General features: G+C 66.4%; 20 protein-coding genes, 1 tRNA gene and 2 pseudogenes. 14 read left to right on the top strand and 9 right to left on the bottom strand.

Features of this window, described 5'->3' with window-relative positions:
- Nucleotides 1-5: 5 nt before the first annotated feature.
- The 11 genes from BIX52_RS09385 to BIX52_RS09340 all read left to right on the top strand — a co-directional run bounded on the left by BIX52_RS09385 (nt 6) and on the right by BIX52_RS09340 (nt 9,491).
- Nucleotides 6-1,064, top strand: coding sequence for a sugar phosphate isomerase/epimerase family protein (locus BIX52_RS09385; protein ID WP_075220827.1), 1,059 nt, complete (start codon nt 6-8; stop codon nt 1,062-1,064).
- The gene (locus BIX52_RS09380) at nt 1,061-2,212 is read left to right on the top strand and encodes a Gfo/Idh/MocA family protein (RefSeq protein WP_245803163.1); all 1,152 of its coding nucleotides are present in this window, start codon (nt 1,061-1,063) and stop codon (nt 2,210-2,212) included. Before BIX52_RS09385 ends, BIX52_RS09380 begins: the two co-directional genes overlap by 4 nt.
- A gap of 10 nt (nt 2,213-2,222) precedes the next feature.
- Nucleotides 2,223-3,773: a sugar ABC transporter ATP-binding protein gene (locus BIX52_RS09375; RefSeq protein ID WP_083660146.1), complete on the top strand. Its 1,551-nt coding sequence runs from the start codon at nt 2,223-2,225 to the stop codon at nt 3,771-3,773.
- Nucleotides 3,770-4,762 (top strand): ABC transporter permease, encoded by a 993-nt coding sequence (locus BIX52_RS09370; protein WP_075220825.1) that lies wholly within the window; start codon nt 3,770-3,772, stop codon nt 4,760-4,762. Before BIX52_RS09375 ends, BIX52_RS09370 begins: the two co-directional genes overlap by 4 nt.
- A 26-nt stretch (nt 4,763-4,788) precedes the next feature.
- Nucleotides 4,789-5,745 (top strand): ABC transporter substrate-binding protein, encoded by a 957-nt coding sequence (locus BIX52_RS09365; RefSeq protein ID WP_075220824.1) that lies wholly within the window; start codon nt 4,789-4,791, stop codon nt 5,743-5,745.
- 258 nt (nt 5,746-6,003) lie between these two features.
- A tRNA-Ser gene (locus tag BIX52_RS09360) sits at nt 6,004-6,093 on the top strand.
- Nucleotides 6,094-6,231: 138 nt separating this feature from the next.
- Entirely contained in the window at nt 6,232-7,464 is a 1,233-nt protein-coding gene (locus tag BIX52_RS09355; protein ID WP_075221170.1) for a tyrosine-type recombinase/integrase, read from the top strand.
- A gap of 149 nt (nt 7,465-7,613) precedes the next feature.
- The gene (locus BIX52_RS22825) at nt 7,614-8,216 is read left to right on the top strand and encodes a hypothetical protein (RefSeq protein WP_139312746.1); all 603 of its coding nucleotides are present in this window, start codon (nt 7,614-7,616) and stop codon (nt 8,214-8,216) included.
- A gap of 328 nt (nt 8,217-8,544) precedes the next feature.
- Complete coding sequence (locus BIX52_RS22820; RefSeq protein WP_139312745.1) at nt 8,545-8,745, top strand: hypothetical protein; 201 nt, start codon at nt 8,545-8,547, stop codon at nt 8,743-8,745.
- Nucleotides 8,738-9,025, top strand: coding sequence for a winged helix domain-containing protein (locus BIX52_RS09345; RefSeq protein WP_075220822.1), 288 nt, complete (start codon nt 8,738-8,740; stop codon nt 9,023-9,025). Before BIX52_RS22820 ends, BIX52_RS09345 begins: the two co-directional genes overlap by 8 nt.
- Nucleotides 9,018-9,491 carry a helix-turn-helix domain-containing protein gene (locus BIX52_RS09340; RefSeq protein ID WP_075220821.1) on the top strand — a complete coding sequence of 158 codons (474 nt, stop codon included), beginning with the start codon at nt 9,018-9,020 and terminating at the stop codon, nt 9,489-9,491. The genes BIX52_RS09345 and BIX52_RS09340 overlap by 8 nt, the downstream gene beginning before the upstream one ends.
- A gap of 1,493 nt (nt 9,492-10,984) precedes the next feature.
- Here BIX52_RS09340 and BIX52_RS09335 read toward each other — a convergent pair.
- From BIX52_RS09335 to BIX52_RS24060, 5 genes and pseudogenes are all read right to left on the bottom strand, one after another.
- A pseudogene (locus BIX52_RS09335) lies at nt 10,985-11,170 on the bottom strand (IS481 family transposase); the annotation flags it as partial.
- A 477-nt stretch (nt 11,171-11,647) separates the two neighbouring features.
- Nucleotides 11,648-12,814, bottom strand: coding sequence for a 2-dehydropantoate 2-reductase (locus BIX52_RS09330; RefSeq protein WP_205647788.1), 1,167 nt, complete (start codon nt 12,812-12,814; stop codon nt 11,648-11,650).
- Nucleotides 12,744-13,574: an alpha/beta fold hydrolase gene (locus BIX52_RS09325; RefSeq protein WP_075220818.1), complete on the bottom strand. Its 831-nt coding sequence runs from the start codon at nt 13,572-13,574 to the stop codon at nt 12,744-12,746. Before BIX52_RS09325 ends, BIX52_RS09330 begins: the two co-directional genes overlap by 71 nt.
- Before the next feature lie 149 nt (nt 13,575-13,723).
- Nucleotides 13,724-14,485: an alpha/beta fold hydrolase gene (locus tag BIX52_RS09320; protein WP_075220817.1), complete on the bottom strand. Its 762-nt coding sequence runs from the start codon at nt 14,483-14,485 to the stop codon at nt 13,724-13,726.
- 93 nt (nt 14,486-14,578) lie between these two features.
- Nucleotides 14,579-14,815: pseudogene (locus tag BIX52_RS24060) on the bottom strand (1-aminocyclopropane-1-carboxylate deaminase); the annotation flags it as partial.
- Between the two features lie 326 nt (nt 14,816-15,141).
- Between BIX52_RS24060 and BIX52_RS09310 the strand changes: the two are divergent.
- Together BIX52_RS09310 and BIX52_RS09305 are read left to right on the top strand one after the other, a co-directional pair.
- The gene (locus tag BIX52_RS09310; protein WP_075220815.1) at nt 15,142-15,615 is read left to right on the top strand and encodes an Lrp/AsnC family transcriptional regulator; all 474 of its coding nucleotides are present in this window, start codon (nt 15,142-15,144) and stop codon (nt 15,613-15,615) included.
- A 71-nt stretch (nt 15,616-15,686) separates the two neighbouring features.
- On the top strand, nt 15,687-17,345 hold the full coding sequence (locus tag BIX52_RS09305) for a GMC family oxidoreductase (protein WP_083660145.1): 1,659 nt from the start codon (nt 15,687-15,689) through the stop codon (nt 17,343-17,345).
- Between the two features lie 54 nt (nt 17,346-17,399).
- Here BIX52_RS09305 and BIX52_RS09300 read toward each other — a convergent pair whose 3' ends face one another.
- The 4 genes from BIX52_RS09300 to BIX52_RS09285 form a co-directional block, all read right to left on the bottom strand.
- A complete protein-coding gene (locus BIX52_RS09300; protein ID WP_075220813.1) occupies nt 17,400-19,886 on the bottom strand; it encodes a two-component system VirA-like sensor kinase in 2,487 nt (828 codons plus the stop codon).
- Nucleotides 19,883-20,848, bottom strand: a complete 966-nt coding sequence (locus BIX52_RS09295; protein ID WP_075220812.1) for a cytochrome-c peroxidase — start codon at nt 20,846-20,848, stop codon at nt 19,883-19,885. Before BIX52_RS09295 ends, BIX52_RS09300 begins: the two co-directional genes overlap by 4 nt.
- On the bottom strand, nt 20,848-21,594 hold the full coding sequence (locus tag BIX52_RS09290; protein WP_245803173.1) for a response regulator: 747 nt from the start codon (nt 21,592-21,594) through the stop codon (nt 20,848-20,850). The genes BIX52_RS09295 and BIX52_RS09290 overlap by 1 nt, the downstream gene beginning before the upstream one ends.
- A 657-nt stretch (nt 21,595-22,251) precedes the next feature.
- Nucleotides 22,252-22,515 (bottom strand): YjiS-like domain-containing protein, encoded by a 264-nt coding sequence (locus BIX52_RS09285; protein WP_075220811.1) that lies wholly within the window; start codon nt 22,513-22,515, stop codon nt 22,252-22,254.
- A 268-nt stretch (nt 22,516-22,783) separates the two neighbouring features.
- Between BIX52_RS09285 and BIX52_RS09280 the strand changes: the two genes are divergently transcribed.
- Nucleotides 22,784-23,656 (top strand): alpha/beta fold hydrolase, encoded by an 873-nt coding sequence (locus BIX52_RS09280; protein WP_075220810.1) that lies wholly within the window; start codon nt 22,784-22,786, stop codon nt 23,654-23,656.
- Nucleotides 23,657-23,659 lie beyond the last annotated feature (3 nt).

The following is a 23,659-nucleotide window of genomic DNA, read 5'->3' as shown; positions in this document are numbered from 1 at the left end:
ACGACGTGAAGACGATCAAGGGCCCCGCGCTCTTTCTTGCGCAATTTGCCGGCGATACGGCCCCGTTCAACACGTGGGACGGCATCACCCGCTGGGCGGCCGAATGCGGCTATGTCGGCGTCCAGGTGCCGAGCTGGGACGGGCGCTTCATCGACCTGAAGGCCGCCGCCACGTCGAAGGATTATTGCGACGAGTTCAAGGGCGTCGCCGAGGCGAACGGCGTCACGGTGACGGAGCTTTCGGCGCACCTTCAGGGCCAGCTCGTCGCCGTCCACCCGGCCTACGACGTGGCGTTCGACGGGTTCGCAGCGCCCACCGTGCGAGGCGACCCTGCCGCGCGCCAAGCCTGGGCGGTGGAGCAGGTGGAGCTGGCGATCGCCGCTTCGCGCAATCTCGGGCTTTCCGCGCTGGCGACCTTCTCCGGCGCGCTCGCCTGGCCCTACCTCTATCCCTGGCCGCAACGCCCCGCCGGGCTGGTGGAAACCGCGTTCGACGAGCTCGCCCGCCGCTGGCGCCCGCTGCTCGACAAGGCGGACGATGCGGGGATCGACCTCTGCTACGAGATCCACCCCGGCGAGGACCTGCACGACGGCATCAGCTACGAGATGTTCCTTGAGCGCACCGGCAACCACGCCCGCGCCAACATGCTCTACGACCCGTCCCACTACGTGCTGCAGGCGCTCGACTACCTCGCCAACATCGACATCTATGGCGAGCGCATCCGCATGTTCCACGTCAAGGACGCGGAGTTCAATCCGACCGGGCGGCAGGGCGTTTATGGCGGCTTCCAATCCTGGGTGGACCGGGCCGGGCGCTTCCGCAGCGTCGGCGATGGGCAGGTGGACTTCACCTCCGTGTTCTCCAAGCTGACGACCGCCGGGTTCGACGGGTGGGCCGTCGTGGAGTGGGAATGCTGCATCAAGCATCCCGAGGACGGCGCGCGCGAAGGGGCCGCCTTCGTGCGCGATCACATCATCCGCGTCACCGAAACCGCGTTCGACGATTTCGCGTCCGGCGGGACCAACGAGGCCGCCAACCGCGCCATGCTGGGGCTCGACCGATGACGCCCCGGCCAGCGGCACCGCTCAAACTGGGCATGGTCGGCGGCGGAGAAGGCGCGTTCATCGGCGCCGTCCACCGCATCGCCTCCCGCATCGACGGTGAGTTCACCCTCGTCGCGGGTGCCCTCTCCTCCTCGCCGGACCGCGCGCGGGCGAGCGGTGCCGCGCTGGGGCTGGATCCCGCCCGCGTCTACGCCGACTTTACCGCCATGGCGGACGCCGAGGCGGCGCGGGACGACGGGATCGACGCCGTCGCCATCGTCACGCCCAATCACGTCCACCTCGCCCCGGCGCTGGCCTTTCTGGAGCGCGGCATCAACGTCATCTGCGACAAGCCGCTGACCGGCACGTTGGACGAGGCGCACACGCTCGCCGTCGCCGCGGAGGCCAGCGACGCGCTCTTCGTGCTGACGCACAATTATTCCGGCTACGCGATGGTGCGGCAGGCGCGGGCGATGGTGGCGGCGGGCGCGCTGGGCACGGTGCGCGTCGTCAACGTGGAGTACCCGCAAGGCTGGCTCGCAGCCCCCGTGGAGGCGGAGGGCAACCAGCAGGCCGCCTGGCGCACCGACCCCGCGAAGTCCGGCGCGGGCGGGGCGATCGGCGACATCGGCACCCACGCGCTGCAGCTCGCCACCTTCGTCACCGGCGAGGCCCCGGCGCGGATCGCCGCCGACCTCACCGCCTTCGTCCCCGGCCGCCGGCTCGACGACAACGCCCACGTGATGCTTCGCTACGCCAGCGGCGCGAAAGGCCTCATCTGGGCGAGCCAGGTGGCGGTCGGTTGTGAGAACGCGCTGCGGCTGCGCGTCTACGGCGATGCGGGCGGCCTCGAATGGTGCCAGGAGACGCCGGACGTGCTGCTCTTCACCCCGCACGGCGAGCCGACGCGGCGGCTGACACGCGGCGGCCCCGGCACCGAGGCGACCGCCTCTCTGAGCCGCATCCCCGCAGGCCACCCGGAAGGCTATCTGGAAGGCTTCGCCAACCTCTACCGCGACGCCGCCCGCGCCATCCGCGCCCGCAAGGCCGGGGAGCCAATGCCTGAGGATCTGCTCCTTCCCACGGTGCGCGACGGTCTCCTCGGCGTCACCTTCGTCGACGCCTGCGTGCGCTCCTCCGCCGCCGACGCGGCGTGGATCGCGCTGTGAGAGGCCCCCGGTGACGCCCGTCCTCGCCCTCTCCGGCGTCACGCGGCGGTTCGGCCCCATCGCCGTCCTGCACGGCGTCGACTTCGACCTGCGCCCAGGCGAGGTGCACGCCCTCATCGGCGAGAACGGCGCCGGAAAGTCCACCATGATGAAGATCATGGCCGGCTTCCTCTCCCCCTCCGAGGGCACGGTGATGGTGGACGGCGCGCCCGCCGCCTTCGCCGACCACCGCGCGGCGGAGGACGCCGGGATCGTCATGATCCACCAGGAGTTCAACCTCGCCGCGCCGCTCTCCGTGGAGGAAAACATCTTCCTCGGCCGCGAGATGCGCCGCGGTCCGTTCCTCGACCGGCGCGCCATGCAGGCCGAGAGCCGCCGCCTGCTGGAACGGCTCGATTGCCCGCTGGACCCGCGCCGCCGCATCGCCGACATTTCGGTGCCCAACCGGCAGATGGTGGAGATCGCCAAGGCGCTCGGCCGGAGCGCCCGCGTCCTCATCATGGACGAGCCGACCGCCGTCCTCACCACCCGCGAGACCGAGACGCTTCTCGTCCAGATCGACCGCCTGCGCGCCGCCGGAACCGCGATCCTCTACACCTCCCACAAGCTGGGCGAGGTGAAGGCCATCGCCGACCGCGTGACCGTGCTGCGCGACGGGCGCAAGGTGCTGGAAGCCCCCGCCGCCGACCTCACCGAAGACCAGATGGCCGAGGCGATGGTCGGCCGCGACCTCACCGACCTCTACCCCGCCAAAGGCCCCGGCGGCGCGGACGTGGTGCTCAGCGTGTCCAGCCTCACCGTCCCCGGCCACGTGGAGGACGCGTCCTTCACCCTGAAACGCGGCGAGGTGCTGGGCTTCGCTGGTCTCGTCGGCTCGGGCCGCACGGAGCTGATGGAAGGCGTCGTCGGCCTGCGCCCCTCCACCGGCCGCGTCGAGATCAACGGGCGCGCGCTGAAGCGGGGCGACGTTCTGGCCGCGCGGGAGGCCGGCCTCGTCTATCTCACCGAGGACCGCAAGGAGAAGGGCCTGCTGCTGGGCAAGTCGCTGGCCGAGAACCTCACCCTCCTGGCGCTCGACAAGTTTTCCGGCCTCACCATCGACACCAAAGCCGAGGCGACGGCGCTGACCGACGCCATCGCCGAGTTCGACATCCGCGCCAAGGACCGCTTAATGCGCGCGGGCAACCTGTCGGGTGGCAACCAGCAGAAGCTGCTGCTCGCCAAAACCATGCTGGCCGAGCCGGACATCGTCATCATCGACGAGCCGACGCGCGGCATCGACATCGGCACCAAGCAGCAGATCTACACCTTCATCCGCCGCCTCGCCGACGCCGGAAAGAGCGTCATCGTCATCTCGTCGGAGATGCCGGAGGTGATCGGCCTCGCCGACCGCGTGGTGGTCATGCAGGCGGGCCGCATCGCCGGGGAAGTGACCGGCGAGGCGATCGGCGAAGCGGCCATCGTGCGCCTCGCCATGGGGCTCGGCCCCGCTGGGGGCCACCCGGCCGGCCCGGTCCACACCACCAAGGGAGGCGACCTGAAGGAGGCGCCGGCACCATGAACGATACCGCATCTTCCGGGCGCACCTTCCGGCTCGACCTGCACGTCCTCGGCCCGCTGCTGGCGCTGATCGCCCTCGTCCTCATCGGCGCGTCGATCAACGACAACTTCCTGTCGGCGGGCAACATCACCAACGTTCTCGCCCGCTCCGCCTTCATCGGCATCATCGCGGTGGGCATGACCTTCGTCATCACCGCGGGCGGCATCGACCTCTCGGTCGGCTCGATGGCCGCTTTCGTCGCCGGTGTCGTCATCCTGACGATGAACGCGCTCATCCCCGCGCTCGGCGTCTCGTGGCTCACCATCGTCGCGGGGATGCTGACGGCGATCGCAGCGGGGCTCCTCGCCGGGCTCCTCAACGGGGTGCTGATCGCAAAGGTCGGGATCGAGGCCTTCATCGTCACACTCGGCACGATGGGCATCTACCGCAGCCTCGTCACGTGGCTGGCGGACGGTGGCACCCTGTCGCTCGACTATGCGCTGCGCACGCTCTACCGGCCGGTCTATTATGGCGGCATCTGGGGCGTCGCCTGGCCGATCATCGTCTTCGCGCTGGTCGCGGTCATCGGCGAGATCGTCATGCGGCGCACCCCGTTCGGGCGGCACTGCGCCGCGCTCGGCGCCAACGAGCAGGTGGCGCGCTACTCGGCCGTGAAGGTCGACCGCACGCGCATCCTCACCTACGTGCTGCTCGGCTTTCTGGTCGGCATCGCGGTCATCATGTACGTGCCGCGGCTCGGCTCCGCGTCGGCCTCCACCGGCGTCCTGTGGGAGCTGGAGGCGATCGCCGCCGTCATCATCGGCGGCACGGTGCTGAAGGGCGGCTTCGGGCGGGTCTGGGGCACCGTGGTCGGTGTCCTCATCCTCAGCTTGATCGACAACATTCTCAACCTCGCCTCGATGGTCTCGCCGTACCTCAACGGCGCCATCCAGGGCGTCATCGTCATCCTCGCTGTGGTGCTGCAGCGGGAGAAAAAGGCCGCGGACTAACGCGCGCCAACCGGAGGAACTGAAACATGAATCGCATTCTGACGGCGGCCGCCCTCGCGGCGGCCATGACGGGCGCGGCGGCCGGCCCCGCCTTCGCCCAGGACGAGACGAAGACCATCGGTGTTGCCATCCCGGCCGCGACCCACGGCTTCATGGGCGGCCTCAACTACCACGCCCAAGCGGCGATCAAGCGCCTGGAGGCCACCTACCCGCAGCTTGAATTCGTGCTCGCCACCGCCAGCGACGCTGGCGAAATGGTGTCCGACATCGAGGACATGATGGCCACCCGCGGCATCGACGCGCTGGTGGTGCTTCCCTTCGAGTCCGAGCCGCTGACCGCGCCTGTCCAGTACGTCGCCGATCAGGGCGTGTGGGTGACGGTGGTCGACCGCGGGCTGAGCCAGGAGGGCATCGAGGACCTCTACGTCGCCGGCGACAACACCGGCTTCGGCCGCACTGCGGGCGAATATTTCGCCGAGCATCTGGGCGAAGGCGACAACGTGGTGGTGCTGCGCGGCATCCCGACCACGCTCGACAACGAGCGCGTGGACGCCTTCACCGCGGCGATCGAAGGCTCCGGCATCAACGTGCTCGACATGCAGCACGGCAACTGGAACCGCGACGACGCCTTCAACGTGATGCAGGACTTCCTCTCGAAGTTCGACGACATCGACGCCGTGTGGGCGGCCGACGACGACATGGCGATCGGCGTTCTTGAGGCGATCGCCCAGGCCGGGCGCGAGGACGAGATGTGGGTGGTCGGCGGCGCCGGCATGAAGGAGATCGTCCAGCGCATCATGGACGGCGATCCGCAGCTTCCGGTGAACGTGACCTACCCGCCGGCCCAGATCGCCACGGCGATCGAGCTGACCGCGCTCGGCCTCGTCTCGCCGACGCCGGTGTCCGGCCGCTTCATCATCGGCAGCCAGGTGATCACTCCGGAAAATGCCGAGCAGTTCTACTACCCCGACAGCCCCTACTGATCCGTTCCACGGGCGGCGGTTCGCCTCCGCCGCCCAAAGTCGGGCACCAGGCGCCCCACCCTCGGGGCGTCTCTCCACGCGGGTCTCCGAACCGCTGCCCATGGCGCACGGTCGACGCGGGACCGACCCGGGAGACGGGGCCGCACCGTCATCCGTGGGCGCGATGGGACAGCGTCCGAGCTGTCCCCAGAATCATCGTTCGGGATCTGAGTTTGGTCCTTGCCGAACCCGCGCAACATGACTAGGTTGCGCGTCACGGGAGAGGTGCCGGAGCGGTCGAACGGGGCGGTCTCGAAAACCGTTGTACGGGCAACCGTACCCAGGGTTCGAATCCCTGTCTCTCCGCCACTTTCGTTTTCACTCGCTCTCGTATCGTCAAAATATCCTCACATAGCCTGTGTTTCCGACTGGTGATGCTCTCACCTAGGCTCGACATGTCTCACCATATCGCATCATAAATGTGGGGTGGAATGTGGGGTGGACGCGATGCCGGTTTCAGCGGACGTTCGGACGGACACGACGGGAAAGCCCAAAGGGCCGCACCCGCAACGCAGACTGACAGCGGCCCATGTGCGCCGCGCGGGGCCCGGACGCCATAGTGACGGCAACGGCCTTTACCTCGAAGTCGATCCGAGCGGCGCGCGACGATGGACGCTGCGCACGGTCGTGCATGGGCGGCGGCGCGACATTGGGCTTGGCTCTGCGTCCATTGTATCGCTTGCCGATGCGCGCACCGCTGCGCAGCACTTGCGCGCGGTGGCGCGCTCCGGCGGCAACCCGATAACAGAGCGGGACAAGGGCCGGGCGCCTGCCGTGACCTTTGCGGATGCGGCCTGTTCGGTCCACGCCGAACACATCGTTCCCAATTCGAGAAACGGGAAGCATGTCCAGCAGTGGCTGGCGACGTTGGAGCGATACGCTTTTCCGACGATTGGCGACCTTCCCGTGGCCTCGGTCGAGCAGGCAGACGTGTTGCGCGTTCTGGCGCCGATCTGGACCGAGTGCCCGGAGACGGCGCGACGTGTCCGGCAGCGTCTGCGCACGGTGCTGGATTGGGCGCGGACGGCTGGTTATCGCGAAGGCGTCAATCCAGTTGAGGGCGTAGAAAAGGGCCTCGCGAAACAGCGCGACAAGACCGAGCATCACGCGGCGCTGCCCTATAACTCCCTTCCTGACTTCTGGACAAAGCTTGGCGCCGTTAACGGCATGGGCGCACTTGCGCTCAGCTTCACCATCCTCACCGCCGCTCGCTCCGGCGAGGTGCGCGGCGCCGGGTGGGATGAAATTGATCTTGACGCGCGTGTGTGGACCGTGCCGGCTGATCGGATGAAGGCGCGGACGGAGCATCGCGTTCCGCTCTCAGAGGCCGCTGTGGCGGTTCTGGAGATTGTCCGTCCTTTGGCGGGCAACGGTGGCCTCGTCTTCCCCTCCCGCGTGCCGGGGCGCGCTCTGAGCGACGCCACGCTCGCCGCAGTCATGAAGCGGCTCGGCGTGGCCGTCACGGTTCACGGCTTTCGCTCCACCTTTCGCGATTGGGCGGAGGAAGTGACGGACTATCCGCACGAGGTCAAAGAGGCTGCGCTGGCTCATACGGTGGCGAGCAAGACTGAGCGGGCCTACCGACGCACGGACCTGTTTGAGCCGCGACGCGAGATGATGGGAGCTTGGGCAAAGTTCGCATTGAGTGGCCGTGACGCAAGCGGTTCGGCACACCTATGAACAGCGAGAAACGAGAGCTAGCCGCTACTCTGCTCAATCAGTCGACGGTTCTAAATGGGCACGCTGCTGAAATAAGGGCCGTTGTCACCGATCTACTCCTACCTGAACCATCCTTGTACAATCCTGAGGCAATATGGATCGGAAATCTTATGAACGATTTCGCCCGCAACATGCCTCGCTTGAAATCTAGAAAAGAATACAAGGAAGCAATCTCAACCCTGAAGAAAGCCGAAAGACTTTCTCACAGCTACTTCGCATCTATATTAACAGTCATAAAAAATACTACAATACGGGAGATTGTCGATGACGAGTTGCCAGAAAAAAATCAGAGGGCGAGCATAGAAAACATCGCACGCCTCGAAGGTCTAACGATTTCATCGGTCGCAATTAGCGTTAATACGTTGAAACGCATGAATTTCGCCCGAACCGAATTGGAAGATGAGATGAACCTTCATTTTCCAAGCAGCGGACCTGGTGCCCCCATCAACCCCAGAGCACATTTTGTAGCAGCAAGACTTGCCGCAGCGTATGTCAGGTGCCGACGCGAAAAACCAGAGCTTGGGTGGAATTCGAAGCAAGAGCCAATCACGCCCTTCGCAAAGGCTATTACGGAAATCTGCGCCCTTTTGCGCTTAGGAACAGACGGGCAATCCGCTGCGGAAGCGGCCGTCGCCAACATCTCCGAGCAAGACCTAAATGATGCGAGGCGGCCAATTGGTCTATTGGGAATAGACTTCCAATCAGAGGCGTAGGGGCGCAACTCTCCGTGCAACGCAAATCCACATGGAGAGCCGCGTTGAAATGAACGAATCAGCCCCCCTTCTTCTAACCGACGCGGCTGCCGCGTCATGGCTCGGGATTTCTCGTGCCACATTTTGGCGCCGCGTCAACGATGGCACCTTTCCCAAGCCCGTCCGTATTCACGGCGTGACACGCTGGGTTCGCAAGGACCTCGAAGCGGCCGTCGTGCGCCATCAGGCCTGACACCTCTTAAATTTGATCGCCCCGGCCGCCAGCCAATGCTTGCCGGCGATCCGCTTGCGACCGGGGCACCCCGAAACTGGTCTTTACGGAGGTCCCATGACCTTACCGAACGATGGCGCTCGCCTCAACGGGCTGCCTCTCTTCGACTGGGCGCAGCGAAAGCTGGCCGTCCTTCCTCATCCAACATCACCCACCCCCGCATGCCTGATTGTCCAGCGCCGCAACCGTTGCAGTTTGGCGCTCGCGGGCGTCATCGCGCGCATGAATGGAGTCGAGCCGGAGGGCTACCATGACTAGGCGCATATCCATCCGGTTCTGCATCGGTGAAGGAGCCGAGACCATCACCGCCGAAGGTCGCGTCGCCTGGGCACTCCTACAGCTCATTGTCGCCGACGAACGCGGCTGCACGCCGATAGACAACCCTGCGCCGCGCTGGAGCGCCTACGTGTTCAAGCTGCGTCGGCTCGGCGTTTCGGTGGAGACGATCCACGAGCCGCACGGAGGGCCATTTTCCGGCACGCATGCGCGCTACGTGCTCCGCTCGACAATCAACGTGCTGGAGCCTGCCCATGGGTAAGCGTCGGCGCTCCAAACATACGGAGGGGCAGTATTGGCCCCTCCCTTACAGCACGGCCCAGCACCCCGCCTTCCGGCAACTAAGCGGCCCCGCCGTCAAAATCCTGATCGAGCTGCGCTGCCGCTACACCATGCGGGGCGACGCCAGGACGGACAACAACGGCACCCTCGCCCTTTCGCAGCACGATGCCGCCCGACTTCTGCACATGAGCAAGGCCACGGTCCACCGCGCCCTCCTCGAACTGGAGGCTGCCGGCTTCATCGTCAAAATGAAGCAGGGCCAATGGTATGGACGGCAGGCAACCGAGTGGCGCGTGACCGACAAGTCCTGCGATGGGATGCCGCCAACGCGCGATTGGGAGCGGATCTGGAAGGCGCAAAATTTAGAACACGGTACTCATATGGAGCATAACCGTGTGGCGACGGCTTCACCTCGGTACCCGAGCAAATTCGATGGCTCCGCATGAGTACCCGTCACGGCCTAAATGAGCCTTCCTCCGGCTCCATCTCGGTACCGCATGTATATACCATGGGAAGGGTACTGAACCTTCCGCCCCTTCGACTGCGTTGGTCGTCGCAGCGCGCACCCAAGCGCGGCTGCGGCGCGGTGCCATCCTGCTCGGTGAAACCGGCCATTTCTAAAAATTGCCTGCCTGTCGGAAAGGTATGGAACCTATTCAGGCACCACCCCCACCCCGCATTGCGCATCCCCCCTCCCTTCTGTGGGAACAGATCAAGTCGATGTTGATCGGGAGTGGTTCGACAGCTGGCTCGGCCTGCATCAATGCGCAAAGCGGCTTTGCATTGATTGATACGCCACGGGGGGCCTCGACTGGTCCACAAAGGCCCTAGTGCGTCCTCACTTGAACGTCGAACAAAATCTTTCGCCGCCCATATCGGTTCGATACGTCGAGTTCGAGCGTGAACACATCGGCGCCGGTTCCGGCCTGATATACGATCCGATTTCGCCGGACCGTCACAAGTCGGCTAACGCTCGGTGCTTTCGCCACGCGGATACCGTAAAGGCGCACATGACCGGGCATATTCATTCGCATTGAGCAGCGCTTATTGGCGGGGGGGCGCATGGGCAACATGAAAACTTGCTTCCCACCTCTGGAGGCCAGTTCCCGCGGGCGGCCTTCGCTGCACGGTGAAAGCGTGTCTTGCTGAAAGCTGGAGCCGCAGCCATAATTCCCGCGAAAATGATGAGCCAACGGAAATGCCACATAGTGAACCTGTCCCGCGCAAAGGAGTTCTGTAGTCCCTAATCCACGCCAAGCTGATCCCCATGGGAATCTGGCGACATGGCGCTTTCGGAGAAGCAAGCTTCCTTGCCAAGTCTTGTCTGGTCAAGCCGACAACAGGCGCCGTTCATTCAAAATGGGGCTGCCGTACCTGTCGCGCCCTCCAGAAGAAGCGCATTCAATAACAAATTCAGCCATGCATTAGTGTGTCCCTCTAGACTGTACTCTGGCAGCCTCACCGGCAGGCTTGAAGGACTTACAAGATACCTCCCCCCGACCCACTGCACCGCTGCGCAGCACACCTTCCAGTAATTCGGGTGCAGCCACATTCAAATACGCCTCTATTTGAAGCGCTGTAGTGGCAAAAACGACCGGTGGACCCGTAGGCGGTAGGCTTCGGCCGGCTCCAAGCGGTGACATCGGCAAACGAGCGATAGGCGGCAGACCAATCGCAATCTGTGCTACATGAACTGTGCCGCACCACAAGCCGTGCGCCGGTAACGCCTACAGTCAGCCGGTCTTGGGTACGCGCATCGCTAGCAATCGATCCAAAGTCACATTTCAGAAAATGTGGGGTGGAATGTGGGGCTTAAAGTCGAGAAGGCGCAATATAGCTAGCAATCGCAACAAACTAGCAGGGAGATATGGCTCCCTGTCTCTCCGCCATTGCCCCTTGCAAAACGGTTCTCTCGATCCGGTTGCGGCCGGGTTTTCGTCTAAATGTTTAGTCCCGGCATTTGCTGGAGCGGGTTGAGAGTGAACCGTTCGGGTTGATTCGTCCAAGTCGTGCAGATGAACTCGCAGGGCGTGAGGCCTTTGAGGGTCTTGAGACGGCGTGCGAAGTTGTAGGCTGCGACGAAGTCGGCGAGGTGGCGGCGCAGCGCGTCGTGGCTGTTGTAATAGAGGCTCAGCTGGGGCCGCAACCTCGACAAATCGACGATCGGCTGCGTCGTCGTGTTCTGTCGCGGCAGGCGCGACAGTTGGCAGCGACACGTCGGGTTCTACGCCGGTCGCGCGAAGAACGGCGTCATCCTCGTCCTCGGCGGCAACCAGGGCGATGCCGTCAGCATCCGGCCGTACTCCGCGAGCCAGCTGCTCGGCTATCGCTGGCCGCGCGACGTCGCGCTGCCGCCTGACATCGAGCCGCTGGCGAAGTCCGGCGTCGTCCAAGGGACGAGCATCGCCGTCGCCAGCGGCGGGGCGATCGCGGCCGAAAGCCTTCCTGCGCTGGTCACCGAGCTCGAGCCACTCTTCCTGTGCGGGCCCGCTACGGTTGGGCGCGCTCGATGTCGTGCTGCCGCAATTTGGATCGCCCGGGGCCGGGCTCTACGTGGTGCGCCCGCCCTCAGCCGGTCCGCCGCCGGCAAAGCTGCGCGCTCTCACGCAGTTCCTGCTGGAGCGGTTTGCCGATTGCGCTCTGTGAGCGGACCGTCAGGCGCAAACGCAGCCGGAGCGCCAGCCGGCGACGCACCATCGTCGGGGCGCCCGGCGTCATCCGGCCGCGGCACCATGGGCTCCTCGCTTTGCGCCGCGCGCAGGAGAGTCAGGAGCGCGCGGTTGAGCGGCACGGCAAAGCCGAGCCTTTCGCCGGCGGCCACGATCGCCCCGTTGAGGGCGTCGAGCTCCAGCGCCCGGCCGGCCAGCCGATCGAGGTGCATCGAGGTGGTCATGTCAGCCGGGATGTCGCGAAGGGTGCCGAGGATCTGCGAGATGTCGTCCTCCGTCACCCGTGCGCCGTCTGCGCGAGCGACCGCGACGGCCTCCTTCAACATGGTCTCGGCGAGCGCGCGGATGTCGTCTCGCCGGAAGACGGAGAGGCGCTGCAGCGTGAGGGCGGTGATCGGATTGGCAACCGAATTGATGAGGAGCTTGCGCCAGGCGAGTGTGGAGAGATTATCGCTGATGAGGATCCGCAGCGGCGTTCCGGCAAAGAGATCGCTGAACGCACGGCCGTCTGCGTCAGCCTGAACCGCGAGGTCGAAGGCCGCCGGCTGACGCAGCACCACGCGATCAGCGCTGACCCGTTCGCCGCTGTAGCTGACGACGGCGGGAACGACCGTTGCCTCGCTGATCCACGGCGCGGTTCTTTCGACCTGTCGCACCCCGTTCTGCAAGACCGCGACGCGGGTCGAGCGGTGGCACAGGCGCGCGAGCCAGGGCGCGACCGAAAGCGTTTGATGCGCCTTGGTGGCGAGGAGGACCCAATCGGCGGGGCCGGCGTCTTTCGGATCGGTGATCGCCTGGAGCTGGACCGCGAGCTCCTCGTGAGACCGCTCGATCACGATGCGTTCGAGCGGCTGCCGGGCGCAGGCGATGATACGATTGCGCCCTGCGGCCTGAAGATATCCGGCCGCGACCGCGCCGATCCCGCCGAGGCCCAGCACGGCCACCGTCAGCCCCGTGGCGCGGTGCCGGCGAGCCGCGTCGCCCGCGACGGTCGCCGATGTTTTGACCTTGTCCATCTTGCGTTCCCTCTCACGCGACCGAGTCGAGGAAGCGTCCCAGGACGGCGTTGAATGCTGCCGGCTGTTGCCAGAACGGGGCATGGCCTGCGCCCGGCAGCCGGTGGCAGTGGCCGTCCCACAAGTTGCCGTAGGCGATCCTGTCGAAATAATCGAGATTGACCAGCGGATCGGCGGCGCCGTTCACCACGGCGATTGGAACCTTACTGGTCTCCACCGCATCGCGCTGGTCGCCTCCGGCGCCGGCGCGGGCGGCCTTGAACAGGACGTCGCGGAACCTCTTGTCGGTGCGGCGGATCGCAGCCGGGAGGAACGGCGGGACGGGGTCGCCGACCATTGCGCGCGCGAAGGCCGACACGTCCTCGTCCGAGAGATCGGGACGGCCGGCGAAACCGAGTTGCGCAGAAGCGTGGAATCCCTCCGCCATTGCGCCGGGTCGCACCGGCGGCGTCCCGGTGATCATGAGCCCCTTCAGCCCGGCGAAGCGCGACAGGAGGTCGATGCCGACGTGGCCGCCGAGCGACCAGCCGACGACGATCGCCTCCCCGATGCGCATGATAGCGAAGAGCTCGGTGATGACGTCGGCGAGACCGCTGCGTGTGTAGGTGCGGAGCGGATCGTGTGCATCGCCGGAGGCCCCGTGGCCGGGGAAGTCGACGGCGATCAGTCGCCGGCCTCTCGCGAAGGGGGAGTGGCGCTGGTGTTCGAAGATCTCGCGGGAGGACGAGTTGCCGTGGAGGAGAACAACCGGCGTTCCGCCGGTGCCACTGTCCTCCCTGCTGTCTTCCACGGCCACGCGGCCGTGCGAGGTGTCGACGTGGGAGAGGGTCGCTGAGCGTTGCATGACTGAAGTCCTGTTCCGTCCCGCATGGTTGAGGCGAGCCATCGAGCGCGCCGTGACGGGTCACGCTCGATGGGAACAGTGACGGACGACCGCGCGATTTCAGCCGGGCGCGGCGAGACTACGGCTGTAGTGAAGCCGCTCGCCGGCGCTCAGTCGGCGAGCGCGTTGGCGGCATCCTCGATGATTGCTACCACGGCGTCGGGCCGTGAGATGAAGACGGCGTGGCTCGCGTCGATCTCCTCGACCTTGCTGCCGGCCCGCTCCGCCATTTCACGCATCAGGTCGGGGTTGATCGCTCGGTCTTTTCCCGGGATGAGCGCCCAGCTCGGTTTTGTCTTCCAGGAGGGAGTAGAGATCTTCGTCTCGAACGTCACCGTCGCGGGGAAGACCTGCGAATGCGCCAGGAATTCGGCATCCGCCGCGGGCAGGTCCGCCGCGAAGTCGGCCGCGAAGACGGCGGGGTCGAGATAGAGGAAGCCGTCGGACGTCGCCTTGATGCCGGTGGTGGCCGGCGGGGTTTTTCCGGCGAGGCCCGCGAGGGTCTCGCCTTCGTCCGGCTGGAAGGCAGCGATGTAGACCAGGCCCGCCACATCATCCGTGGTGCCGGCCTCGGTGATGATCATGCCGCCATAGCTGTGTCCGACGAGGACCGAGGGTCCGTCCTGCAGCTCCAGGACGCGGTGGGTCGCCGCGACGTCGTCGGCAAGCGTCGTCATCGGCGGCTGCACGATCGTGACGTTGTAGCCGCGGTCGGTCAGCCGGTCGTAGACGCCGCGCCAGCCGGACCCGTCGACGAGGGCGCCGTGCACGATGACGACGTTCCTGATCGGCTCGGCCCCGGCAGGCAGTGGGGCAGTCAGGGCAAGGAGAGCCGCACCGGCAAGGGAGACGGCATTGATGGTCAGTTGCATTTCAGACTCCGTTGATGAGGTTGCAGGAAGGGTTCCCCGGCGGAACGGACCGCCGGCGGTACGAGCCTCAGTGCGGGGTTGGCTGACGCGGGCTCAGCCGTTGCGGTAGGTGTAACCGTACCCGTTGAGGGCCGGTGCGCCGCCGAGGTGGGCGAAAGACACGCGCGAGCCTTCGGCGAAGAAGCCCTTGCGCGTGAGGTCGATGAGGCCCTGCATCGACTTCCTCTCGTAGACGGGGTCGATGATCATGGCCTCCGTGCGGGCTGCGAGTCCCAAGCCGACGAGGTCCGCCGTGCCGTCCACGATCTGCCGCACCTGTGCCCGGGTCTGGCGTCCGGCACGATGTATTCGAGCTTTCGTAGTTTGTTGCCGCCCATGGCGAGGCCGGGTTTGCAATCGTCCCGCTTGGTCCAGATCTCCACCGACCCGCCAATCGCATCGGAGAGGCGCGGCAGACGCTCGATCGGCGTTGGGCCGAATGTGAGCGGATGACGGTCGAATTGGGCCAGAAGCGACATCGAGAAATCTCGTCTTGGGAGCAGCTGGAGATTAGACTTTTCACTGTGAAAGGTGCTGTCTAAGTTGAGCGATTGAGTTACCACTTGCGCGCGTACCTGGTTAAATCCCTTGAAGATCGTCCGAGAGAAGCAACAAAAATGGAAGTTTCTTCCGCCACTCTTGATCGAATCGACCTCAAGATCCTGCGCCTGCTTCAGTCGGAGGGCCGGCTCACGAACGCCGAACTTGCGCAGCGCGTGAGCGTCAGCGCCGCGACGTGCCACAGGCGCACGCAGCGGCTGTTCGAGGAGGGTTTCATCACCGGTGTGCGGGCCGAGATCGCGCCCACCGCAGTCGGCCTCGGCGCGCTCGTGATGGTCGGCGTGGTGCTCGACCGCTCGACGCCCGAAAGCTTTGCCGAATTCGAAGCCGCGGTCCTCGCGATGAAGGAGGTCCTCGACTGCAACCTCGTCGCCGGCGACTTCGACTATCTCCTCAAAATTCGCGTGCGCGACATGGCCGACTTCAACAAGCTGCACGGAGCCAAGCTGATCGCACTGCCCGGCGTGCGCCAAACCCGCACGTTCTTCGTCATGAAGGAGGTGAAGGACAACACACGACTGCCATTCTGAGCCCACCTCCCCGCTCCCCTTTCGGTGTCATGCAAGTGTTTCATCTGTAACTCTTCAGTACTCGCTCCGTAATGCGCGCTGCCTACCTGCACGTCCGCCGGAAATTCCTTCGGCTTGTTCCGTTTGCGGAGGTGCATGTGACTGAATTATTCTCCCTGAGTGCCGCTTCGGCGCGCGGCAACGGCGGCGATCACCATCGATCCTACGACTTCATCGTCTGCGGCGCAGGCTCTGCCGGTTCGGTCGTCGCGGGCCGCCTGGCGGAGAACCCACAGGTGAGCGTGCTTCTGATCGAGGCGGGCGGCACCGATGAGGTGCCCGAGGTGACGACGCCGGGCCAATGGCCCGCAAACCTCGGCTCGGCGCGCGACTGGGCATTCTCGGCAGAGCCCAACCAGCACCTCAACGGGCGACGCATGGCGCTCAACATGGGCAAGCTGCTCGGCGGCAGCTCCAGCATCAATGTCGGCGTCTGGGCGCGCGGCCACAAGAACGACTGGGAGCACTTCGCGGAAGCATCCGGCGATCCCGGGTGGCGCTACGAGTCGGTCCTCGACATCTACAAGCGGGTCGAGGATTGGCACGGCGTCAGAGATCCGGAGCGCCGCGGCGAAGGCGGGCCGATCTACGTGAGCCCCGCGCAAGACCCTCAACCCGTCGCCACCGCGATGGTGGAGGCAGCGCGCGGGCTCGGCATCCCCACATTCGACAGCCCGAACGGCGCGATGATGGAAGGGCGCGGTGGCGCGGCGATCACCGATCTTCTGGTGAAAGGCGGCCAGCGTTCGTCGGTCTTCCGCTCCTACGTCCGCCCGCGGATGGGGCAGGCGAACCTCACCGTCCTGACGGACACGCTCGTCAGCCGCCTCACGTACTCCGGCGATGCGGTCAGGGGCGTCGAGGTCATCAGGAACGGTCGGGTCACACGCTATGAGGCACGGCATGAGGTCATCGTGTCGATGGGCGCCGTGAATACGCCGAAGCTCCTGATGCAGTCGGGGATCGGGCCGGAAGACGAGCTACGCCGTCACGGGATCGATATTGTCCAGCACCTCGCAGGCGTCGGCCAGAACCACCAGGACCATGTCGCCTTCGGCTGCATCTTCGAGTGCAAGGCGCCGCAAGCGGTCAACTACGGCGGCTCCGAAGCCACGCTTTACTGGACGAGCGATGCGGCGCTGGATCGGCCAGACATCTTCCACTGCCAGCTGGAATTCCCGGTGCCGAGCGCTGAGACCGCCTCGTCCGCGGTCCCGGCCAACGGGTGGACGATGTTCGCCGGCCTCGCACACCCCAAAAGCCGCGGATCGCTGCACCTGACGGGCTGTGATGCGCGTGATCGGATCCGGATCGTGGCCAACACGCTGTCGCATCCGGATGACATCGCGGCCGCGTTCACCACGCTGGAGCTGGCGCGAGAACTCGGCAGCGACGCGGCGTTCAAGGATCTTGTGAAGGGCGAGGCCCTGCCCGGCAATCTCTCCCGCGCCGCGATGGAGGATTATCTGCGCAACGCCGCGGTGACGTTCTGGCACCAGGCCGGTACCGCCAAGATGGGGCGGGACGAGATGTCGGTCGTCGATGGCGAGCTGAAGGTCTATGGCGTCGATCACCTTCGGGTTGCAGACGCCTCGGTGATGCCGAACGTGACCAGTGGCAATACAATGGCCCCCTGTGTCGTGATCGGCGAGCGTTGCGCCGACATGATCCGCGCGTCCCACGGGATCTGACGCGCCCGCGATGAGGGGTGGCCTTGCGGCCGTCCCTTGCAGCCTCGTCCCGTCCTACGCGGGCGGGGCGGTGTCCAGCACGAGGCTTGTCCGAGGGTCGCGCGCCGCGCTCAGCCATGTCGCGAGCGCGTCGGCAAGCTGTGCCGGCGTCGGCGGGTAAGGGATCATCTCGGCGATGCCGGCACCCGTCAGCCGCCCGATGTCGAACCGCTTCGCGGTTCGGGCGGAGAGGATGATGGGCATCTCCGGCACAGCCTCGTGAAGCGCGCCCGGGCATTCGGCGCCGAGGAACACTCCGTCGCCCGAGACGATCACGGCGGCATCGAATCGCATCGGCGCGGCGCGGACGGCTTCGACGGCGCGCGCCCACTCGGCGAAGGCGACGGGCTCGTACCCCAGCGCGGCCAGCACCTCCTCGAGCCGCATGCGCTGCCGCTCGTCCGCCTCCACCAGCATGACCGTTTCTCCGGCGCCATACGGGAGCGCTCGATCGTCCGCGCATGCCGCCACCGCGGGTGCCTGCGGCAGCCAGACCTCAAAGCGGCTGCCGGCCCCTGGCGTGCTCTGTACGGTGATCGTGCCATGGTGATCGCGGGCGATCTCCAGCGCCGTGGCGAGGCCGAGACCGTTGCCCTGCCGCCGGGTGGTGAAAAAGGGCTCGAAGATCCGCCCCAGCGTCGCCTCGTCCATGCCGCGTCCGGCGTCCTCCACGCTGATGACGACATATGCGCCCGCCGCCAGCGTGTCCGCCCCGGCGCCCTGCGGCTCCGCTAGGTCGACGGGGCGGGCGGAAAGCGAAACCGTCCCGTCGCCGTCCATCGCCTCGGCTGCGTTACGGCACAGGTTGAGGAGAATCTGTTGCAACTGGCCGGGGTCCGCCGTGACCGAAAGGGAATCCGGCGGTCGTGCGACGTCGAGGCGCGCGCACGGCGGTAGCGAGGTCGCAAGGAGCGACACGGTCTCGGCGAGGAGCGCGTCGACGGGGACCGCGCGGCGCACGCTCTCGCTGCGGCGCCCGAAGCCGAGGATCTGATCCACGAGCTGTCGTGCCCGCTCGGACGCAGCCGCAATCGCCTCGATGTGCTCGGCGAGGCGCGAGCCTGCCGCAGCGCCGACCGACGCCATCTCGGCATAGCCCATGATCGCGCCGATGATATTGTTGAAGTTATGCGCAATGCCGCTCGTGAAGACGCCCACCGTCTCCATGCGCCGCGCGTGCTGGAGGTGCGCCTCCAGGCGCTCCCGCTCCTCCTCCAACGCGCTCTTGGCGACGGCGTTGGTCAGCACGTCGAACGCCAAGGCAAGGAGCTGGTCGGCGCCCGACTCGCGAAATGTGCGTGCGCGAAGGCAGTCGAACCCCAGCACCGCGCGGACCTCACCGCCGCTGACACGCGCGATAGAGAGAAGGCTTCCGCCGCAGGATCCGGCGAGCGGCGTGTGCATCCTCGCGCGTCGTGCGCGAAGATTTTCGATGTGTACGATGCCGCCGTCCCCCCGATCTGCCTTCGTCATGCACGCCACGACGTCCCGTGGCCAGCCGGGCGGGAAAGGCGGGCCACCGCGCGCCCAGTACACGCTCTTCAGCGGCGCACTTACGATGAACCAGCCGCGCGTGGCGCCGAAACTCGTTCCCAGCTCCCCCAGCGCGCGCTGGAGCTGCGCTTCCATCGTCCCGCGCGGCGTGTCGAGGAAGCGAAGCGAGATCGTCGCGACCACATGCTCGATCGCTGCGCGCCGGCGGATCAGTAGGATCCGCGCCCGAAGCTGAGCCCCAGCCCAGGCGAGCAGGCCGACCAGCGTGAGTGCGATCGCGTAGAGGAGAAAGCGGGCCGCATCGGCGGACGCTGCGATGCTCGCCTGCCTGAAGAGAAGCGCGTTGCGTGCGGTGGCGAGGCCGTTCGCGGACCCGAGATCGGTGAGCGCGGCCAGCGTCTCTTCCATCTCGGGCAGAAGGAGGCGAAGCTGGCGAGCGTGCGTGATGAGGGCAGAGAGACCGGGATGACGCTCCGGATGGATCGGCTCGATCCGTGCGATCTCCGCATCGAGCTGCGCGAGGCTCGCCGGGGACGGATCGACGATGATGTGGAGCACCGCCGTGGCGATCCCGTCCGCCTTGCGGGCGGCAGGTGTCGCCGCCGCGTCGAGGTCTTCGCTGAGGCGGCTGAAGTAGGCGAGCGAGTTGTGAAGCAGCGCGTTCGTGCTCTTGAAGCGCTCGACCAACGCGTCCTCGGCCTCGATCCGCGGCCCCAGCGCATCGGCTGCACGGATGAATAGGTCGCGCGCCGGTGCGGTCCGCCGCAGACGGTCCTGCGCACGCAGCATGGCGTCGAGCGCGCGTACGAGCGGGTCGTAGTGTCGGAGTGAGCCGGCACGGGCGGAGAGGACCGCGCGATGCAAATCGTTCTCGGCAGTGACGAAGTCGTCGAACGCTGCCATCGCGTGGGCGCTCGCGTGTTCGTTCGCGCGGATGCTCTGCAGCCATCCCCAGCTGGCGGCGAGGAGGATCAGCGTCGCGCCGACGGCGAGCCAGATCCCCTTCATGGGGCCGGATGGACCGGAACGCCGCGATACTCACCCGTCAGCGTCCTCAGAAAGGCGACCACCTTGTCGACCTCTTCGTCCGACAGCGATGCATTGAGCTGCGCCCGCGCCATCCGGTGCACCGCCTCGGCGAGCGTCGCCGCGCTGCCGTCGTGGAAATAGGGCGCAGTGGCCGCGACATTGCGAAGGCCGGGGACCCGCACAATGTCGGGCGGCGGCGGAACGAGGGGCTGGAACACGCCCTGCCGCTGGAAGAGATTCGCGCCGACGGCAATTCCCTGGTGGCATGACGAGCAGCCCGTCGACTTGAAGAGCCGATAACCCTCGAACTCGATCTCGGAGAGCGCATCCGTCTCGCCCTTCAGCCAGCGGTCGAAGGGCGCGTTTGGTGTTGCGAGCGAGCGCTCGAACTCGACCAGCGCGTCCACGACGTTGGCGGCATTGATGTTTTGCCCGTAGGCGCTGCGGAAGGCGGCAGTGAGCGCGCCATCCGCTCTCAACCGCTCCACGACGGCCGGGAGGGACGCCCCCATGATGCGCGGGTTCTCGATGAGTGCCACGGCGTGCCGGGCGGGGTCTCGGAAGCGCCCCTCCCAGCCGAGACGGTAGTTGTGTGCGACGTTGAATATCGTCGGCGTGTTCACGGCGAGCATGTCGCCGGCATCGCCTGTGTCCAGCTCCGCGGCGCTCGCGCCGTTGGTCGCGAGGTCGTGGCATGAGGCGCAGCTCAGCGTGCCGGAGCCGGACAGCCGGGTGTCGTGGAAGAGGCGCTCGCCGAGGGCGACGCGCGCCTCGTCGAGCCAGGGCTCGGCCGGAAGGGGCGCGATCGGCTCCAAGGCGGCGCCGCCCGCCGGCTGAGGCTGCGCCGAAGCGTCGCCGACGCCATCACGGGTCCAGATCAGGCCAGCGCCCGTCAAGGCCGCGAGGGCAACGCAGGCCCACCGCCAACCGCGATCGCGCATCAGAACGGCTCGACGCGGGCGGCGAAGACATAGCCGATCCCGCGTTCGGTGAGGATCATCTGCGGCGCGCTCGGGTCCGCTTCGAGCTTGCGGCGCAACCGCAGCACCTGCACGTCGATGCTGCGGTCGAAGACATCCTCGTGCACTCGCGTCACCTGTAGCAGCCGCTCGCGCGACAGCGGCCGCTGAGGCGACTCCAGAAACGCGTGGAGGAGCGTGTATTCGCCCTTGGTGAGCGGCACGAGGTTGCCGGACGGGTCGGTGAGCCGGCGGTGGCGCCGCGCCAGCTGCCAGCCCGCGAAGCGATAGCCTCCCCGCTCCGGATCGCGGTTTCGCTGAGTGCGTCCGAATTCCTGCCGGCGCAGGATCGCGCGGATGCGCGCCATCAGCTCCCGGAGCGAAAACGGCTTCGTGAGGTAATCGTCGGCGCCGAGCTCAAGACCGACCACGCGGTCGATCTCGTCGCGGCGGTGGCCGGTGAGGATCACGACCGGAACGTCCGAGCCGGAGCGGATCTCGCGCAGGACATCGAATCCGTCGTCCTGGCCAAGCTGTACGTCCAGAATGACGAGGCTGACCTGCGCATGGGTGAGGTGGCGGCGCATCTCCGCCCGGCTCGCCGCGGACAGGACGGAGAAGCCGTTGTCACCCAGGAAGTCGACCATCATGCGCAGGATCGTCTCATCGTCGTCAACGACGAGAAGGGAGCCGGTGCGCTGCGGCATGTCGCCTGCAAGTCCGGTCATGGCGCGTGCGCCCGCCCGATGAGGGGCCGTCCGATCGTCAAGTCTGTCCATGACTGCGTCTCACCGGTATGATGGACTCGAGCCTTCTGCCGCCAAGGGGGTGGCTGGACTTGCAGTGACCGCACTTTGCCCAGATCTCCATCGACCCGCCGATTGCACCCGGCAAGTGCGGAGGACGCTCCGTCGACGCAGGGCCGGAGGTGAGCGGGTTGCGGTCAGGCGGAGTGAGTAGCGGCATCGAAAAGCCTCGTCTCGAGAATAGGTGGAGAGTAGACCTTTTCGTTTGAAAGGTATTCTCTAAGTTGAATTGAAAATTTCGTCTACATATCGCGCATCCGCACAAATCATCCTAAATCCATCGATAATGCGCCAAAGTATGGAAGATTCTTTCTGGCCGGATTGAGGTCAGGATCGTGCGTACGCTTCGGACGGAGGGGCGGCTTGGAGGTGCCGAGCGCGAACACCGCGTCAGCGTCCGCCCCGCGACGTTCCACAAGCGCACGCAGCGGCTGGCGACGAACGTTCATCACAGGCGGGCGAGCCGAGAGGCGCGGAGAGCGCCTCGTCCGGCGTCCCGGCCACCGAGTAAATCCTGTTGCCGGACTGCGTGTGCGGCGGCCGCCAGCCCATGTTTGAGGGCGTGCGGCCGCGTCTCGGCTAGCCGAACTCGGGGTGACTGACGTAGCGCGTCCGGCGCGCGTCGCTGAGGCGCACGAGGCCGATGTCGCGAAGCTCCCGCGGGCTGAGGTGCTCCAGCGCGGCCGCCGTGCGGCGGGCCTGGCGCCGCTGGCGCGCCCGTTCCCGGCTGGCGCGCCAGAAATCGCGCAGCCGAGCGCGGACGCGGCTGAGCGCGGTGGTGTGCGACGGTGTCTGCCGCACCGGGGCGGACATCGCGACGAGTGTCAGGGTCTTCACGTTCATCGGAGAACTCCATTGGGATCGGCACGGATGTCGCCGCCTGCTTGGCAAAGCGCGACGGGTCGATCCGCTGCCGCCTTAGCTGGAGGCCCGGTGTGTTCTCAGTGTTTCTGTTCCGGTGATGCGTATTGCCTCTGTAATCACTCGTGTGTTGCACAGCATCCGGTCGCGGAAGGTTTCGGCTGTAACCATTGCGGCCCGGATCGAGTGCGGGCGTGTAACCGATCGTCGCCACCTTGAGATCTTCACAGGGCGGATCAGGAAGATCTCGATGTTCTGCAATTCCAAACGAGCAAAATTCACGGCCTCCATCGCGCGCTCGCACATGCACGTCAGGGAGGCCGGCGCCGGCGATGCCGTGCTCCTCGGCCACAGCTACCTCTGGGACGGGGAGATGTGGCGGCCGCAGATGGAGATGCTCGCCGGCCGCTACCGCGTGTTCGCGCCGGATCTGTGGGGCCACGGCGGGTCCGGCCCGCTTCCCGCCGGCACGACGATGCGCGACCTTGCCGAGCATCATCTCCTGCTGATGGACCGCATGAAGATCCGTCGGTTCGCGGTCGTCGGCCTTTCGGTGGGTGCGATGTGGGCGGCCGAGCTCGCCCTCATGGCGCCCGACCGTGTCGCCGGCGTGGCGCTGATCAACAGCGCGCTGACGCCCGAACCCGAACCCACCCGCGCCCGCTATGACGCCTTGCTGCGCACCGTCGAGGCCGCCGGATGCGTGCCGCTTGCCGTCGCAGAGGCGGTCGCGCAGCTCTTCTTCTCTCCGGCGCAGGAAGAGCGCTCGCCCCGCCTCATGGCCGACTTCGGCGCCCGACTTCTCGGCTGGCACCCCGAGCGCCTCCTCGACAGCATCGTTCCGCTTGGCAAGCTGATCTTCGGCCGGGAGGATCGCCTCGCCGCCGTCGGCGCGCTCAGGATGCCGCGCCTCGTCATCGCGAGCGGCGAGGACAGGTCCCGCACCATCGCCGAGGGCAAGGCGATGGCGAGCGCGATGGACGCCGAGTTCGTGGCACTCCCCCGCGCCGGGCACATCGCATCGCTGGAGGAGCCGGATCCCCTCTCGCCACACCTGATGCGATGGCTCGAACGCGCGTTCGGACCGCCCGTCGAACCGCCCATCCCGATGTGGCCCTACTGAGCC

Source organism: Acuticoccus yangtzensis (assembly GCF_001927245.1).
GTDB classification, from domain to species: Bacteria; Pseudomonadota; Alphaproteobacteria; order Rhizobiales; family Amorphaceae; genus Acuticoccus; species Acuticoccus yangtzensis.
The sequence above is the reverse complement of the archived record's forward strand: the minus strand, read 5'-3'. Positions and strand labels throughout refer to the sequence as shown.

Bases quoted from the DNA above. Each gene is read 5' to 3' on its own strand.
- BIX52_RS09380 (WP_245803163.1), top strand. From the start codon at position 1,061: ATGACGCCCCGGCCAGCGGCACCGCTCAAACTGGGCATGGTCGGCGGC.
- BIX52_RS09370 (WP_075220825.1), top strand. From the start codon at position 3,770: ATGAACGATACCGCATCTTCCGGGCGCACCTTCCGGCTCGACCTGCAC.
- BIX52_RS09365 (WP_075220824.1), top strand. From the start codon at position 4,789: ATGAATCGCATTCTGACGGCGGCCGCCCTCGCGGCGGCCATGACGGGC.
- BIX52_RS09355 (WP_075221170.1), top strand. From the start codon at position 6,232: ATGCCGGTTTCAGCGGACGTTCGGACGGACACGACGGGAAAGCCCAAA.
- BIX52_RS22825 (WP_139312746.1), top strand. From the start codon at position 7,614: ATGAACGATTTCGCCCGCAACATGCCTCGCTTGAAATCTAGAAAAGAA.
- BIX52_RS22820 (WP_139312745.1), top strand. From the start codon at position 8,545: ATGACCTTACCGAACGATGGCGCTCGCCTCAACGGGCTGCCTCTCTTC.
- BIX52_RS09345 (WP_075220822.1), top strand. From the start codon at position 8,738: ATGACTAGGCGCATATCCATCCGGTTCTGCATCGGTGAAGGAGCCGAG.
- BIX52_RS09340 (WP_075220821.1), top strand. From the start codon at position 9,018: ATGGGTAAGCGTCGGCGCTCCAAACATACGGAGGGGCAGTATTGGCCC.
- BIX52_RS09330 (WP_205647788.1), bottom strand. From the start codon at position 12,814: ATGCCCCGTTCTGGCAACAGCCGGCAGCATTCAACGCCGTCCTGGGAC.
- BIX52_RS09325 (WP_075220818.1), bottom strand. From the start codon at position 13,574: ATGCAACGCTCAGCGACCCTCTCCCACGTCGACACCTCGCACGGCCGC.
- BIX52_RS09320 (WP_075220817.1), bottom strand. From the start codon at position 14,485: ATGCAACTGACCATCAATGCCGTCTCCCTTGCCGGTGCGGCTCTCCTT.
- BIX52_RS09310 (WP_075220815.1), top strand. From the start codon at position 15,142: ATGGAAGTTTCTTCCGCCACTCTTGATCGAATCGACCTCAAGATCCTG.
- BIX52_RS09305 (WP_083660145.1), top strand. From the start codon at position 15,687: ATGCGCGCTGCCTACCTGCACGTCCGCCGGAAATTCCTTCGGCTTGTT.
- BIX52_RS09300 (WP_075220813.1), bottom strand. From the start codon at position 19,886: ATGAAGGGGATCTGGCTCGCCGTCGGCGCGACGCTGATCCTCCTCGCC.
- BIX52_RS09295 (WP_075220812.1), bottom strand. From the start codon at position 20,848: ATGCGCGATCGCGGTTGGCGGTGGGCCTGCGTTGCCCTCGCGGCCTTG.
- BIX52_RS09290 (WP_245803173.1), bottom strand. From the start codon at position 21,594: ATGACCGGACTTGCAGGCGACATGCCGCAGCGCACCGGCTCCCTTCTC.
- BIX52_RS09285 (WP_075220811.1), bottom strand. From the start codon at position 22,515: ATGAACGTGAAGACCCTGACACTCGTCGCGATGTCCGCCCCGGTGCGG.
- BIX52_RS09280 (WP_075220810.1), top strand. From the start codon at position 22,784: ATGTTCTGCAATTCCAAACGAGCAAAATTCACGGCCTCCATCGCGCGC.